The organism is Paenibacillus sp. FSL R10-2199 (assembly GCF_038000235.1).
In the GTDB taxonomy this organism is placed as follows: Bacteria; Bacillota; Bacilli; order Paenibacillales; family Paenibacillaceae; genus Paenibacillus_AQ; species Paenibacillus_AQ phytohabitans.
Genome location: NZ_JBBOBO010000001.1, coordinates 1,934,581 through 1,947,470, shown reverse-complemented (window position 1 = coordinate 1,947,470; position 12,890 = coordinate 1,934,581). Strand labels below are relative to the sequence as shown.

Below are 12,890 nucleotides of genomic sequence, written 5' to 3'. Positions count from 1 at the left end.
ACCCCTCTACTCGCCGATTTTCACTTTTGATTATCCGATTTGGATAAGGTATGCCGCTCTCTGTATTCCTGGGGAGTAATGCCGGTCTCCTTCTTGAAAAAGCGGTAGAAGGATTGCTCCGTCATAAAGCCGACCGCTTTCGAAATGTCCTGCACAATCAGACTGCCACCCTCCAGCAGCTTCTGGGCTTCCGCCAACCGGGAGGAAGCCACGTAATCCGGCAACGACTGGCCCGTTAAACGCTTATACAACCGGGTCAAGTAATACGGATTGTAGCCGACGACATCACCGATCCGGGTCAGTGAGAGATCGCCGGCCAAATGGTGCTCCACGTACAACCGGACGCGGGTAATCAAATCATGCTCGCGGTAGACCTGGTCATCTTGCTTTTGTTCAAACAGCCGCATGGCCAGCGCCGACAAATAATCTTCCGCGCTCTCCCAAGAAGGGTGGGCCTCATATCTTGTAAGCTTGTCCAAATCAATGGACTCTCCGATGACCTCATGCAGTTCCCAGCGGTTCATATAAGACAGCAACAAACACATGAGCGAATAGTAGATCTCCAGCTTCAGCCGGTTGTCGGTGCCACGCGCAGGGGAGGCCAACGCTGCCAGCTTGCCGAATTCGAGAAAAAAATGCTCCTGCTGTCCGTTGTCCAAATAAGCCGCCATGGCTCCCAGCTTCCCCAATTGGCTGCTAATTTCATGATTGTGCAGCTCTGCCTGCTGCGCCTCATCTCCAGCTTCCTTGCGCTGTTCGATCAGAACAAGCTCCTTGCCCATGCCGAGTCCCCGTCCCAGCAGCGCCTTCAGGGTGCTGAACTGCCGGGGCGCCTCCTCCCAGGGGCGAAATGCTGCACCGGCCGAGAACGACAGCCGCAGCTTCAGCAGCCGCTTGCAGCTCATGGCGATCGTCTCAAGCGTCCCATGGATGAACCGGAGCGCCCGCTCCCTGTCCTCCGGAGCATCTGCCATAGGCTGCAGCAGCCACAGCAGCTTGTTCTTCTCATAACGCAGACTGAGGCAGCGCACGGAGGGGAGCCAATATTCTTCGGCAATATTCCGGATAGCGTACAGCATCAGCTCCCTCTCTGCTACACTAAGCTCGTCCCGCCAATCGTCCACGCGCCCGATGGCGAGCATTACGCCGCATCCGGCATCCAGCGGGCATTCCAGCTCCTGGAATTTATGTGCAAGCTGGCTTACGAGCGGGCTGTCCCCCTGCAACAACTCCAGCAAATAATCGCCCAGCAGCAGGGGACGGACAAGCTGGAGCTGCCGGTGTGCCCGCTCGATCAGCTCCTCTGCTTCCACCGCCGCATATAGCTGCGCAGCGGCCTGCTCCACAGCGTGAAGAATCGCTTCCTCACCTTCTGTCTTTAACAGGTAGTCCACCCCGCCGCCACGCATGACTTGCTGTATATAATCAAATTCGTTATATCCGCTCAAAAAAATAATTTTGCACCACGGCCAGTGGCGTCTGATTTCCTGCTGCAGCTCAAGCCCGTCCATTCCCGGCATACGGATATCGGACAATACAATATCGAACTTCATCTTTCCGAGCTGCTCCAGTGCCTCCGCAGCGGAATAAGCACCGTATACCTCCAGCTCCAGCTTGTCCCAGTGCCCGAACAGATCAAGCAGGTTCCGTACAATCCACCGTTCATTATCGACAATCAGCAGTCTGATCATGGCTGTCTCCCTTCTTCCCGTCTTATCATCAGCAGCACCTGCAATCCGCCCAGCCCGCTGCGTGACACCTCAATTCCGAACGCCGGACCATAGTTCAACTGAAGCCGGCGGTGCACATTGAGGATTCCTGTCGTCTCCATAGCTTCTTCAGCAAGAGCCAGCGTTCTGCGCAGCGCATTCAGCTGTTCATCGTCCAGCGATTCGCCGTTGTCTTCCACCCCGATGACAAGCCGGTCCGCCCCTTCCTCCCGGAAGGTTACCCGCAGCATCCCTTCTGCCAGCTTGTTCTCCAGCCCGTGGGCATAAGCATTCTCAATTAATGGCTGGACAATGAGCCGAGGCACCATGGAAGCCTCCCACCCCTGCGGTATGGGCTCCAGTTCGGCTGTAACTGTACCGGCAAAGCGTATATTCTGAATCTCCACATAAGACCATGCGTGCTTCATCTCTGCAAGCAGACTGACCTGTTCTGCTCCACTACGTGTAATAAACTGAAAATAGCCGCTGAGATGGTGAAGCATCCGCTCGGCTACTTCATGTTCCCTCATACGAACGAGACCCTGCAGAATGAAGAAGGTGTTGTAAAAAAAATGGGGGTTAATCTGCGATTGCAATTGCTTAAGCTCGGATTGCTGGGATCTGATCTGCTGCTCATACACCTCATGAATCAACTCCTGAATCCGCTCCAGCATATGGTTGAAGTGGTTATATACATAATTGAATTCATCCTGATTGCCGTGATAGAGCCTGACACTCAGATCACCCATCTCCACTCTCCGGAAGGAAGTAATCAGCCGCCTCATCGGCTTATGAATAAACCTGTATATCCAGTAAGAGAAAACTACGGCGAGCAGCAAAGCGACCAGCGACTCTCCCCAAATCCAGTTGCGATGCTTGTTCAGCGGCTCCAGCACCGTTTCCGCAGGAACAAACACGGCCAAAGTCGTTCCCAGCAGCGGTGAATATTCACTGGCTCCAAAATAGTCAACGCCTGCCGACTCCAGCCGGTATTGGCCGGACTCGCCGCTGTCGTTGAGCAACTCCCCGCGGGGAGCTTCCCCGAACGCAGCCAGCAGCGAGTCCTCCACACCGGAGGCAATCTGCCACTGACCGCCAGTGTCCATCCATACAGCTCCGCCGCCCTCCCCCTCGGCCATGCTGGAGAGTGAGCGGAGAATCTCCGGGCGTGACAGCTGAATTTCGATGGCCAGCACAGGCGGCCGGCCGGCATACACGGCATCGGGATACACGCCGCTCATCAGCAGCTTCTCGCCCATACCGAAGATCGGCGATTTCATGTGAGCCGGGTTCAGAATGTCCTCCAGTTCTTCAAGCGGCATCTCACTGTCGAAATTGTTGGCATTAATGCTCCGGTCCAGGGAAGGAATATACAGCTTAACGTTCTCCACGAACGGGCTGGAGCTTTTGAGCAAATATAATTTGCTCTTGGCGGATAACAAGGCGCGGGTCCGTTCATAATCGTTCAACTGGTTCGGAACCGTCGCCAGCAAGAGCAAATCATCGTCATTGACATACTCCAGCTTCAGCCGCGTCAGCCGTGTCAGCTCTGTCTCCAGCGAAGTCAGATAGAAGTGGACACGGCTGGCCATGGATTCCGAGATTTGCTTCTGGACAACCTCCTGTCCGGATTGATTCATGACTAGACCCCACAGGTAGAGCGGAATAATGACAAGCAAGAAAGCCATAACAAGTTTGGGATAAATTGAAAGCGTTCTCATAAATCTGATCAACAGCATCTCTCCCCTTCCACAAGCCTCCCCTGTAGTCCCATCATACCTCTGCAGCAGGCCCTTAAACAATAATAAAGAGAGGCGGTTAGCCTCTCACATTTCAAGCAGAAATTGTATGGTTTTGTCCTCGAAGCCCGGCAGCCGCTCATGGATGAAATCGGGATAGATCTCCAGTTTCTTCTCGCAGCGGAGGCGGTTATAGGCGGCGAATTGCGTCGAAGGCGGACACACCGTATCCAGTAATCCTACCCCCATCATCACTTTCCCGCTGATCCGGTCCGCCAGGTGTTGAACATCAATATAGCCGAGCCGTTCAAAAATCTCATCCTCCCGCAGGTGCTGGGGATCGCGGTGACGGAAAAACGTCCGCAGTTCCTCGTAAGCATCTCTGGCCAGGTCCATTTCCCATACCCTTTTATAATCACACAGGAACGGGACACTTGGCGCAGCCCGGTTGATCCGCGGCTCAAGCGCCGCACAGGCCAGCGCCAGCCCCCCTCCCTGCGATCCGCCGATTGCACCGACGCGGGCGGCATCCACTTCCGGCATGTCCATTACAATTCCAGCGAGCTGTGCCGCATCAAGATAGATCTGCCGGAACAGCAGCCGTTCGGGCGCATCATCCAGTCCGCGGATCAGGTGCCCTTTATGTGTGGTTCCTTTGACCCCGCCAACATCTTCGGACAGTCCTCCCTGGCCTCTGCAATCCAATGTGGCTATAGTAAAGCCCAAGGAAGCATAGATTAGCTTGTCGGCCCAGTCATCCGAATGATGGGCGTACCCGTGGAACTGCACTACCGCCGGGTGCGGACCTGCAACATGCTTCGGCTTGACCAGCTTCGCATGGATACGCGCTCCGCCTGTCCCCGTGAAATACAAATGGAAGCATTCGGCGAACGGAACCTGAAACCCGCTTCTCACCAGTTCAACACGGGCATCCGTATTTCTCATCTCTTGCAGTGCTTGTTCCCAGTAAGCCTCGAAGTTGGCCGGACGGGGATTACGTCCCTCATACGTTAATAATTGTTCTAACGGCATATCGACTAGCGGCATTAATAAGCACCTCCGTCTCTCTTGGTTTGTGTGTCCTATATCAAATACAGTACAATGTTGCCAGCAACGCAGAACAACCCGGAAGAAGAGGAGGCCGCACCATGAGCTTGTTGTTCAACCTGCCCGAAGTCAAGGAATTGCTGCGCAATTTCTATACATTGACCGGTATCCGCACCGTGATTTTCGACAATTCCTTCACTGAGCTGGCTGCCTATCCTACCCGTCATTCGACATATTGCCACATCATCCGGAGTGATCCGCGCGCAGAGGCCCAGTGCATCCTCTGCGACCAGGCAGCCTGCACCCAAGTGAAAAAGGAGAAAACCCTCTACACCTATCAATGTCATGCCGGACTTACCGAAACGGTGGTGCCTATTCAAACGGACAATCAGGTCATCGGGTATATTATGTTCGGCCAATTGCTGCAGACCGGGTCCCGCGATGAGTTATGGGAGAAGGTCTGTGAGAATATAAGCCCCTATAATGTGGATATGAATAAACTGTACAGCGCCTTCCAGCGAAAAAAATACATCTCCAAGGAAGTCATTGATGCTTACGCCAAAACCATGGAGATGAGCGCCAGCTACCTGTATCTATCCCGGATGCTGGTTCTGAAGGAGGATACGCTGGCACAAAAGATCGACGGTTATATTACAGAGCATATCCAGGAACCGCTGTCCGTTCCCGTTCTGTGCAAAGAATTCAGCATCAGCAAATCCCATCTCTACAAGCTCTCGGAGCAGAACTTTGGCATGGGCATTGCCGAATACATCCGTAGCCTGCGTATCCAAATGGCCAAAAGGCTGCTGGGTGACACCGATAGTCCGATTTACGAAATTGCGGAGCAAGTCGGCATTCCCGATTATAATTACTTTACCAAAGCCTTTAAAAAGGTCACCGGCACCTTGCCCAGAGTCTACCGCAAAGAAAACACTTTACAAGGACGCACTCTGGACCGGTTCTGATTGCACCTGAGTGGAAGCGCATACAGCAGGGAAGGCGCCATGGCAGCTTCCCGCAATAACCGATTTTTATCACCCCCAGCTTATAGCAGTTCTGCCTGTTCTTTGCTGATCTTATCATCCGGTCCCTAGAGCAAAATAGTAATAAACGTTTCAGTTAATAGTCATTTTGTTTCAAGGTGTGCACTACTGTACGCGAAAAAAATGCTAATTCATTTCTACATTTTCACCGGTTAGGGTGATGCATGCTTGGCTGGGCACGCGACAAACAAAAAAGCCGGCTTTCGCCGGCTCTGCTTAAATCCAAGCGCGAAGATTCACCTGTTTGATGAAATCCGCCTGGGACAAACTTTCTTTGGATGTTGTCTCCAGCTCTTCCGCTTCAACTTCCTCACCGTTCATCAAATGATGGAACAGCTTCTCGTTGTACGTCGATAGAGCATAATCTATCAAAGCTTCGTGCGTGGCTCTTTCAGCTTCTAGTACCAGCAATTGCTCTTCGGCCTCAATATCCTCCGCCGTAACATAGAAATTTCTATTGGCCTCGGGAACACGAATGACATAATCAAACGCATTATCTGGATTGCGGTCGTAAGCAATTAGGTAGCCGTAGTCTCCGATAGGAAGACTCTGCTCAAAAGCGTCCGCGACAATGACAATCTTCTCTCCTAAACGCAGCATCGTCCTACCTCCTGACCAAAATCTATCATGGTTCTGCTTGTTTCAACAGTCTACTAAAAAAAGATAGAGCTGTCCAGCCGCAGGAGAGTAGTCCGATGATTTTTCGCAGAAAATACTCTGAAAATTCTTGAAAACGTGCTATTCTATTGCAATTTTATCAATTCGGCAATTTATTCCTGCCAATGAGCAGCGAGGCTCCGGCAATACAAGCAACGATTAACAGCGCTGCTGAGATCATCGGTCCGCCGGTTACTCTGCCTTCTGCAAGCACGCCGGCAGACATTCCGGGCAGAGCTGCAGGCAACCAGGCAGTCCTGGAAGGCAGCAGGCTGTGGGCGAGACTCATCCCCGCAGCCAGCAGGAGAGCAAACCCGGCAGCAGTAGGTCCGCGCAGCCAGGCGCTGAAGAGCAGCGTAAGTGACACCGCACACAGCAGCCAGAGTGCATAGAGTCCGGAAGCCGCCGCAACTGTGCCCCAGGCCAAGCTCCCCATAAGCTGCACTGTATAATAAGCCGCTCCCGCAACCCCCAGGACCAGTGCAATTATCAGCACTGTGAAATTTGCCGCCCATTTGGCAACAACGATGGATACCGGTGAAACAGGTCTGGCCATCAGCAGCTCGGCTGTCCCGCTGCTCCGCTCCCCGGCCAGGCTGTTCATTGTCCCCAGCACTAGAATCAGGATGCCAATCGTTCCGTATTGGCCCAGAGCCTGAGCCATTACCGCAGCGGCCCCAGGCATCTCGTAGCTGTCCATAAATCCTGCCGGGACATTTGAAGAGGCTGCCAGTATATCAGCCATATAAAAGGTGACCAGCGGCTGCATGATGCCCAGAATAATAAACACTACAGGTATCCAGATCAGCTTATAGCTGCGCACTGCCTCCAGCATCTCTCTGTAATACAGGGTCCAGAGCTTGCTCATGTTCCCACCACTTTCATAAACAGGTCCTCCAGCGTTGATGAACCTGCTTCAAATTGCAGCAGCGGAATATCCAGCCCTGCCGCTTCCTGCAGAATTATCCGGCGCGCGAGCCCGACATCGCTTACGTTAAAGACTGCCCTGCCGTCCGAAATACTTGCTTCTTCAATAAAAGCTTTGTGCCTAAGCTCCTCCAGCCACCGGACAGCCTTGTCTTCCTTCGCTGTGGTTATTCTGATAACCGGAAGACTGTACTCTGCCCGGAGACGGGCCAAGGTCCCCTGCACAGCTATAGCTCCCCTGTTCATCAATATGACGTCATCGCATATCTCTTCCGCATCATGCAGCACATGGGTGGAGAAAATCACAGTTGTCTCTTCCCGGATGTCCCGCAGCAGCTCCATCACTTCCCGGCGCCCTATAGGATCAAGCGCAGAGACAGGCTCGTCAAGCAGCAGCAGACGCGGGCGGTGCACTAAGGCCTGGGCCAGCCCCAGGCGCTGCTTCATACCGCCGGAATATCCGCCGATCCGGCGGCGCGCTGCGGAGCTAAGCCCCACGCGCTCCAGCACTGCGCCCGACACCGCCGCCGCTTCTTTGGCGGCCATGCCGCTAAGCTTGGCGGCAAAGATCATATATTCGAGTCCGCTCATCCAGCTGTAAAAAGCCGGAGACTGCGGCAGATAACCAAGCTGCCGGCGGTAATCCGTTCCGGGAGGAGCGCCGCCAAAGGAGATGCTCCCTCCGGTAGGCGGCAGAAGACCGGCAAGCATGCGCAGTGTGGTGGTTTTGCCTGCTCCATTGGGTCCCAGCAAAGCGACACAACGCCCGGCTTCGGCTCCGAAGCTGATGCCGTCCACGGAGGGATGTCCGCCAAAGCTTTTGCGGAGATTCGTAACCTCAAGCAGCGGCATCAGAGTTCTTTCCTTCCCAGTGTGAAATAAGCTATACTTCCTAGCAGGTTGCCAAATACCAGGAGCAGCACCCACATCCATTTGGGCCCGCGGACCTGCTCTGTCCTGGCCAGCGAGATCAGTCCTACAACCGCCAGCAGAATCTGCAGCGCCAGCAGCGGCGCAATCAACCCCCAGTTCACTTTATCCATCCGTACACCCTCCATACTCCAGTTTGCTATTCTGAAATCGCCTTCCCTGTCCGCCTTCAGCGCTTCTGCCCGGCCTTCCGCCTGCCCGGGAGAACTACAAACAGCAGATAACACAAAACTGGTGACGGGAAACCGGTAAGGCCCCAAATTCCCCAGAACCAGGCCATTCGGCCCTTCCCTCTGCCCTGAGCATTACGGAACAGCCAAGTCCCCTGCAGCATCAGTACAGCAGCTATACAAAGCCACAGCCACAAAGGCGCCTTCTGCAATTCACTCACTCTTCAGCATCCTCCCGTCGCAGCCTGATCCGTGCTACTCCCAGACTGCCAAGTGCTGCCAGCGGAAATAGCGCCTGCAAGCCCCAAAACAGTGCCGGGGCAGAGTTTAGAATAGACAGCACTACGCTGAGCAGGAGTAAAGCCACCAGAGAGAATATCAGCAGTTCCTTGCGCTGCCGCTTCACGCGGCGGATTGCTTCTGCCGCAATAAGCTGCTCCAGCTCCGGCAAGGAGGGGGGCGCCACATCGGCATAGTGCTGATCCAGAATCTCCAGTTCTGCTGACAGCTTATTCAGCAGCTCTTCATCACTGTTAAACCTCATCCTCGTCCAGCTCCTTTCGCAGTTGATTCAATCCGGCTGCTACCCTTGATTTGGCCGTGCCGGAAGGGATCTGCAGCATCTGGCCGATTTCATCATAGCCATATCCGTAATAATGCTTCAGCAGTACAGCCATTCTGTGGGCAGTAGACAGGTGGGATAAGGCATCAAGCACTTCACTCCACTCCATATTCCGGCTCTCAAACCTCCAGCGGATACTGCGGCTCCCCTGCTCCTGAGCCTGCTCCTTCTGCCACTTCAACTCACGCTTCCACCGCCGCTTGCGGTCGATGTAGAGCCGGCTGGCAATCGTTATCAGCCATGAAGAAAATGCAGAGGTTCCATTGTAACTTCCCATCTTCTCCATGCATCTGACCATTGTATCCTGAGCCAGTTCTTCCGCAAGTGAAGGGTCCATTGTAGCTTTAATCAGATACTTGTACAGGAAGGGATAATGCTCCCGCAGCAGCATAGCTGTTGCCTTGGCATCCCCCTGCTGCGCCAGTCTGATCTTCTCCAGCGTCCCGTCGCCCATAGTCCCTCCTCTTTCTCTTCCTCACCTCTGTAATACGATTATGTATTGTAGATCGTTCATTCAGGGTCAGAATTATTCTGCAATTCCCACAGCCTGCGCCTCCATGGCTGGACGGCTCCCTTGCCTCTGGGGAAGCGCCAGAACAGAGAAATCTTATTATCCCCATTCTCTGCAGCATACTCTACGGAATTCTGCTCCGCCACGCCTTCCCCGTCTGTTCTCAATTCCCCATAGTCCAGTTGGTGATGCATATCTTCCTTCATCTGCTTCCTCCCATGAAATTAAAGACATATAGACAAAAAAAAGAACGCAAACCGGGATTATTCCACAGTCTGCGTGCTTCGCGAGGTAAATGTTACATTTAATTAACATTATTGTAGCAACTCTGTATCTTCTTGTCCATCTCTAATTTCCCGAATTATGTCATAACCGGCATAAACACGTCGTTACATAGGAACGTATGGGTTATTTTGCTTCTCAAACCCGATAGAGGTGCGCGGACCATGTCCGGGAAATACCCTCACTTCTTCATCCAGCCGGTACAGCTTACCGCGGATCGAATCAAACAGATCACGTTCTCTGCCGCCGGGAAGATCGGTGCGTCCTACTCCCATTTTGAACAATACATCGCCGGAGAACAGATCATTTCCGCACAGGAAGCTGACACTCCCCGGAGAGTGTCCAGGCGTATGCAGCACCCGGAAGGTTAAACCGAGCAGCTTCAGAATCTGGCCTTCCGCCAAATCATATTCTGCCGGATCTGTACTGACCGGAGGGGATGATTCAGGCCACATCAGCGAGCCGTTCAGCTTGGGACTGCCCAGCCACTCACTCTCCAGAGCATGGATATACACTGGGCATTTCTTGGCCTTACGGACCTCATCCAGACCGGCAATATGATCAAAGTGGGCGTGAGTCAGCAGGATGGCCTCAATTTCCATACCCTCAGCAGCACGGAGAAGGGCAGCCGGATTGGCTCCGGGATCAATAATTACACCTTTGGCAGGGTCGGCTCCTGTCAGGAGATAAGCGTTCGTCTGAAGCGGTCCAAGATTATAAGACCTAATATTAAGCATCGGCATTAGAATCCGGAGATCAGACTGCGCAGCTCTTTGGCAATAACCGCGTGTGATTCCGTTCCTTCTCCGTAGGCTTGGCCCATGGCTTTGCGCACTTCGGTGATTTTGCCCTCATAATCCGCAGCTTCGCGGTCCGGATTCTGCTGTTTAAACTCTCTCATCAGTGACTGTACATGCTCCGGACGCGGTCCCCAATGGCCCAGCACATAGCCGCCGGTATCGGCAAAAATCACGATCGGAACCGAACGTCCGCCCATGGTCAGGAAGTTATCCATAACATCCTGATTCTCTTCCAGAATCAGAACTTCAGTCTTAATGCCTGCCGTCTCCAGGATGCGGAACACCACAGGGACATTACGAACCACATCCCCGCACCAGTCAGCAGCCAGAATCAGTACCCTCAGATCATCCCGGTGATTCAGGCTCTCGAAATATTCCCGGTCACCCTCATCTGTCCAGGCAAACTTCTCATACCAGGATTCAAAAGCCTGCTGGTTCTTCGTCATGCCTTCCACGAACTGGCGCGGGGTCAATCCCTGACCAAATTTAGAAGCTACATTCTGTTTCATACTGCACTACCTTTCTTCTTGGATTTGTACCACTTGAACAGGAAATACAGAACAATAACCGCAAGTGCGGCAAGAATGATTTCATGCGTATACTTAGCTGCGACTTCATCAATAGTCTCCCATTTATCGCCGAGAGTATATCCGAGATATACAAACAGTGCACTCCATGGAATAACAGCCAGCGTGGTCAGCATAGTGAACTTACCGAGCGGCATGCGCGAAATACCAGCGGGAACAGAGATTGCATGACGGACAACCGGGATAAAACGGGCGGTGAAGATTACTCCGGTCCCGTATTTCTGGAACCATTCTTCAGAATGGTCAATATGCTTCTTTTTGATAAAAATATACTTCCCGTACTTCTCCAGCACCGGTCTGCCGCCGTAACGGCCGATCCAATACACAAAAATCTGGGCGACTACCCCGCCAATTGTACCAAACAGAACCGCGCCAAAATAATTAATATCTCCCTGCGAGACCAGATAGCCGCCAAAAGCCAATACAATCTCACTTGGTATGACTTCAATCATCAGGCCAATCATTATTCCGAAGTAACCCAAACTCTGAATCCATTCAAATAAATGCGAAATCAGTTCAGATATAAAATGCAACTGCAGCTCTCCTTCCGTGTATTGCGTAATCAGCCTGGCACTCTGCTGGCAGAATCCTAAGCCTCGTCCGCTCTATGTATCCAGCTTCTCCTAGCCTATTCTAGCATATGCAGGCTTACGACTTCTACTTATGGAAAATGAACATTCGGTTCTCTGCTATAGAAAAGCAGGTATTCCAGCATTGACAAAGTGTGGAATGAAGATCTATTATACATTTAGATAATTATTTAAATGTCGAAAGGGGGCTGCGGAGTTGAATGAATCCTTCAAGGCGCTGGCTGATCCGACCCGCAGACAGATTCTCCGCCTGCTGCGGGAAAAGGATAGGACGGCCGGAGAAATTGCCGATTTTTTCAATATGTCCAAACCCAGCATCTCCCATCATCTGAATGCACTGAAGCATGCGGGACTGGTGCAGGACGAACGGAAAGGCCAGTTTATTCTCTATTCGCTGGATTCCACGGTGCTCGAAGAGGTGCTGGGCTGGTTCCTGGAATTGACGGGTACGGGTAAGGACGGTACGGAGAGTAAGACCATTGCGGATAAACCGGCTGAAGATGCGTTAGGCTCAAAAGGCGCAGGTTCAAAGGGGACCAGGAGCCGGGAGCATTATTCTGACACGGAGGGTGAATCAAGATGAAGGATTTCCAATGGAAATGGCAGGACACACTGATTGTCATTCTGGGATTGTTCTCGCTGGGCTACGCATTGTTGAATTACGGCAGGCTGCCGGATCAGCTTCCTGCCCAGTTCAGCATTACAGGCAAGGTTAACACTTACTGGAGCAAGGGCTCCCTCATTGCTTTTTTCTCCTTCATGGGACTGATCTTCCCTATAGCCATGCAGTTTATGCGTACAATTGATCCCAAAAGAGAGAACTACACTAAGTTTCAAAGCGCTTATAAAATGATCCGCCTGGCAGTGGGCATTATATGCGATGCTGCACTTGTGCTGTCGGTCACGCACGGTCTGGATGAGCAATTTGCCGCCGGGAAGTGGGCTACTGTGAGTCTCGGGCTGCTGTTTATAGTGATCGGAAACTTCATGCCGCAGATCAGGGATAATTATTTCACGGGTGTCCGTACACCCTGGACGCTGGCTAACCCTGTAGTCTGGCGGAAGACCCACCGTCTCTCCGGAATCATGTGGGTGATTGGCGGACTGCTGATTGCACTGGGGGCTTTTATGCCAAAAGCTCTGTCGGTCAGCATGATCATTACCGCCCTGGTTATCGCCATTATCGTACCTTATGTGTATTCGTGGCTGATTTCACGGAGGATCAAGGCCTGAAGCCGGCCGCAGGACTGCACCGAGATCTGGAAGAACGCTGCTG

General features: G+C 52.7%; 16 protein-coding genes and 1 pseudogene. 3 read left to right on the top strand and 14 right to left on the bottom strand.

All coding sequences use genetic code 11. The annotated features are described in order from the left end of the window. Positions 1-20: 20 nt before the first annotated feature. From NYE33_RS08665 to NYE33_RS08655, 3 genes are all read right to left on the bottom strand, one after another. The gene (locus NYE33_RS08665) at positions 21-1,691 is read right to left on the bottom strand and encodes a response regulator (protein WP_341065468.1); all 1,671 of its coding nucleotides are present in this window, start codon (positions 1,689-1,691) and stop codon (positions 21-23) included. Then, positions 1,688-3,397, bottom strand: coding sequence for a sensor histidine kinase (locus NYE33_RS08660; RefSeq protein ID WP_341065467.1), 1,710 nt, complete (start codon positions 3,395-3,397; stop codon positions 1,688-1,690). The genes NYE33_RS08665 and NYE33_RS08660 overlap by 4 nt, the downstream gene beginning before the upstream one ends. A 138-nt stretch (positions 3,398-3,535) precedes the next feature. Next, a complete protein-coding gene (locus tag NYE33_RS08655; RefSeq protein WP_042139994.1) occupies positions 3,536-4,495 on the bottom strand; it encodes an acetylxylan esterase in 960 nt (319 codons plus the stop codon). 101 nt (positions 4,496-4,596) lie between these two features. Here NYE33_RS08655 and NYE33_RS08650 point away from each other — a divergent pair, with 101 nt between their 5' ends. Next, positions 4,597-5,460 (top strand): PocR ligand-binding domain-containing protein, encoded by an 864-nt coding sequence (locus NYE33_RS08650; RefSeq protein WP_042139995.1) that lies wholly within the window; start codon positions 4,597-4,599, stop codon positions 5,458-5,460. A gap of 294 nt (positions 5,461-5,754) precedes the next feature. Here NYE33_RS08650 and NYE33_RS08645 read toward each other — a convergent pair whose 3' ends face one another. The 11 genes from NYE33_RS08645 to NYE33_RS08595 all read right to left on the bottom strand — a co-directional run bounded on the left by NYE33_RS08645 (position 5,755) and on the right by NYE33_RS08595 (position 11,557). Further along, positions 5,755-6,138 (bottom strand): hypothetical protein, encoded by a 384-nt coding sequence (locus NYE33_RS08645; protein ID WP_039303101.1) that lies wholly within the window; start codon positions 6,136-6,138, stop codon positions 5,755-5,757. 157 nt (positions 6,139-6,295) lie between these two features. Beyond that, the gene (locus tag NYE33_RS08640; RefSeq protein ID WP_341065466.1) at positions 6,296-7,063 is read right to left on the bottom strand and encodes an ABC transporter permease subunit; all 768 of its coding nucleotides are present in this window, start codon (positions 7,061-7,063) and stop codon (positions 6,296-6,298) included. Next, positions 7,060-7,974 (bottom strand): ABC transporter ATP-binding protein, encoded by a 915-nt coding sequence (locus tag NYE33_RS08635; protein WP_340942180.1) that lies wholly within the window; start codon positions 7,972-7,974, stop codon positions 7,060-7,062. The genes NYE33_RS08640 and NYE33_RS08635 overlap by 4 nt, the downstream gene beginning before the upstream one ends. Continuing rightward, on the bottom strand, positions 7,974-8,165 hold the full coding sequence (locus NYE33_RS08630) for a PLD nuclease N-terminal domain-containing protein (protein WP_042139999.1): 192 nt from the start codon (positions 8,163-8,165) through the stop codon (positions 7,974-7,976). The genes NYE33_RS08635 and NYE33_RS08630 overlap by 1 nt, the downstream gene beginning before the upstream one ends. 56 nt (positions 8,166-8,221) lie before the next feature. Next, on the bottom strand, positions 8,222-8,443 hold the full coding sequence (locus NYE33_RS08625) for a hypothetical protein (protein WP_042140000.1): 222 nt from the start codon (positions 8,441-8,443) through the stop codon (positions 8,222-8,224). Further along, positions 8,440-8,766: a YxlC family protein gene (locus NYE33_RS08620; RefSeq protein ID WP_039303114.1), complete on the bottom strand. Its 327-nt coding sequence runs from the start codon at positions 8,764-8,766 to the stop codon at positions 8,440-8,442. Before NYE33_RS08620 ends, NYE33_RS08625 begins: the two co-directional genes overlap by 4 nt. Continuing rightward, entirely contained in the window at positions 8,756-9,298 is a 543-nt protein-coding gene (gene sigY, locus NYE33_RS08615; RefSeq protein ID WP_341065464.1) for an RNA polymerase sigma factor SigY, read from the bottom strand. The genes NYE33_RS08620 and sigY overlap by 11 nt, the downstream gene beginning before the upstream one ends. A gap of 56 nt (positions 9,299-9,354) precedes the next feature. Further along, a complete protein-coding gene (locus NYE33_RS08610; RefSeq protein ID WP_039303119.1) occupies positions 9,355-9,561 on the bottom strand; it encodes a hypothetical protein in 207 nt (68 codons plus the stop codon). Between the two features lie 183 nt (positions 9,562-9,744). Further along, on the bottom strand, positions 9,745-10,374 hold the full coding sequence (locus NYE33_RS08605; RefSeq protein WP_042141679.1) for an MBL fold metallo-hydrolase: 630 nt from the start codon (positions 10,372-10,374) through the stop codon (positions 9,745-9,747). A gap of 5 nt (positions 10,375-10,379) precedes the next feature. Further along, entirely contained in the window at positions 10,380-10,946 is a 567-nt protein-coding gene (locus tag NYE33_RS08600; protein WP_042140001.1) for a thioredoxin family protein, read from the bottom strand. Then, positions 10,943-11,557, bottom strand: a complete 615-nt coding sequence (locus NYE33_RS08595) for a DedA family protein (protein WP_039303123.1) — start codon at positions 11,555-11,557, stop codon at positions 10,943-10,945. The genes NYE33_RS08600 and NYE33_RS08595 overlap by 4 nt, the downstream gene beginning before the upstream one ends. 253 nt (positions 11,558-11,810) lie before the next feature. Between NYE33_RS08595 and NYE33_RS08590 the strand changes: the two are divergent. Both NYE33_RS08590 and NYE33_RS08585 read left to right on the top strand, forming a co-directional pair. Further along, positions 11,811-12,077, top strand: a pseudogene (locus NYE33_RS08590) (autorepressor SdpR family transcription factor); the annotation flags it as partial. 116 nt (positions 12,078-12,193) lie between these two features. Next, positions 12,194-12,847 carry an SdpI family protein gene (locus NYE33_RS08585; RefSeq protein ID WP_042140002.1) on the top strand — a complete coding sequence of 218 codons (654 nt, stop codon included), beginning with the start codon at positions 12,194-12,196 and terminating at the stop codon, positions 12,845-12,847. The last annotated feature ends 43 nt before the right edge of the window (positions 12,848-12,890 follow it).

Bases quoted from the DNA above. Each gene is read 5' to 3' on its own strand.
- NYE33_RS08605 (WP_042141679.1), bottom strand. From the start codon at position 10,374: ATGCTTAATATTAGGTCTTATAATCTTGGACCGCTTCAGACGAACGCT.
- NYE33_RS08630 (WP_042139999.1), bottom strand. From the start codon at position 8,165: ATGGATAAAGTGAACTGGGGGTTGATTGCGCCGCTGCTGGCGCTGCAG.
- NYE33_RS08650 (WP_042139995.1), top strand. From the start codon at position 4,597: ATGAGCTTGTTGTTCAACCTGCCCGAAGTCAAGGAATTGCTGCGCAAT.
- NYE33_RS08665 (WP_341065468.1), bottom strand. From the start codon at position 1,691: ATGATCAGACTGCTGATTGTCGATAATGAACGGTGGATTGTACGGAAC.
- NYE33_RS08600 (WP_042140001.1), bottom strand. From the start codon at position 10,946: ATGAAACAGAATGTAGCTTCTAAATTTGGTCAGGGATTGACCCCGCGC.
- NYE33_RS08610 (WP_039303119.1), bottom strand. From the start codon at position 9,561: ATGAAGGAAGATATGCATCACCAACTGGACTATGGGGAATTGAGAACA.
- NYE33_RS08645 (WP_039303101.1), bottom strand. From the start codon at position 6,138: ATGCTGCGTTTAGGAGAGAAGATTGTCATTGTCGCGGACGCTTTTGAG.
- NYE33_RS08655 (WP_042139994.1), bottom strand. From the start codon at position 4,495: ATGCCGCTAGTCGATATGCCGTTAGAACAATTATTAACGTATGAGGGA.
- NYE33_RS08620 (WP_039303114.1), bottom strand. From the start codon at position 8,766: ATGAGGTTTAACAGTGATGAAGAGCTGCTGAATAAGCTGTCAGCAGAA.
- NYE33_RS08640 (WP_341065466.1), bottom strand. From the start codon at position 7,063: ATGAGCAAGCTCTGGACCCTGTATTACAGAGAGATGCTGGAGGCAGTG.
- sigY (WP_341065464.1), bottom strand. From the start codon at position 9,298: ATGGGCGACGGGACGCTGGAGAAGATCAGACTGGCGCAGCAGGGGGAT.
- NYE33_RS08635 (WP_340942180.1), bottom strand. From the start codon at position 7,974: ATGCCGCTGCTTGAGGTTACGAATCTCCGCAAAAGCTTTGGCGGACAT.
- NYE33_RS08585 (WP_042140002.1), top strand. From the start codon at position 12,194: ATGAAGGATTTCCAATGGAAATGGCAGGACACACTGATTGTCATTCTG.
- NYE33_RS08660 (WP_341065467.1), bottom strand. From the start codon at position 3,397: ATGGCTTTCTTGCTTGTCATTATTCCGCTCTACCTGTGGGGTCTAGTC.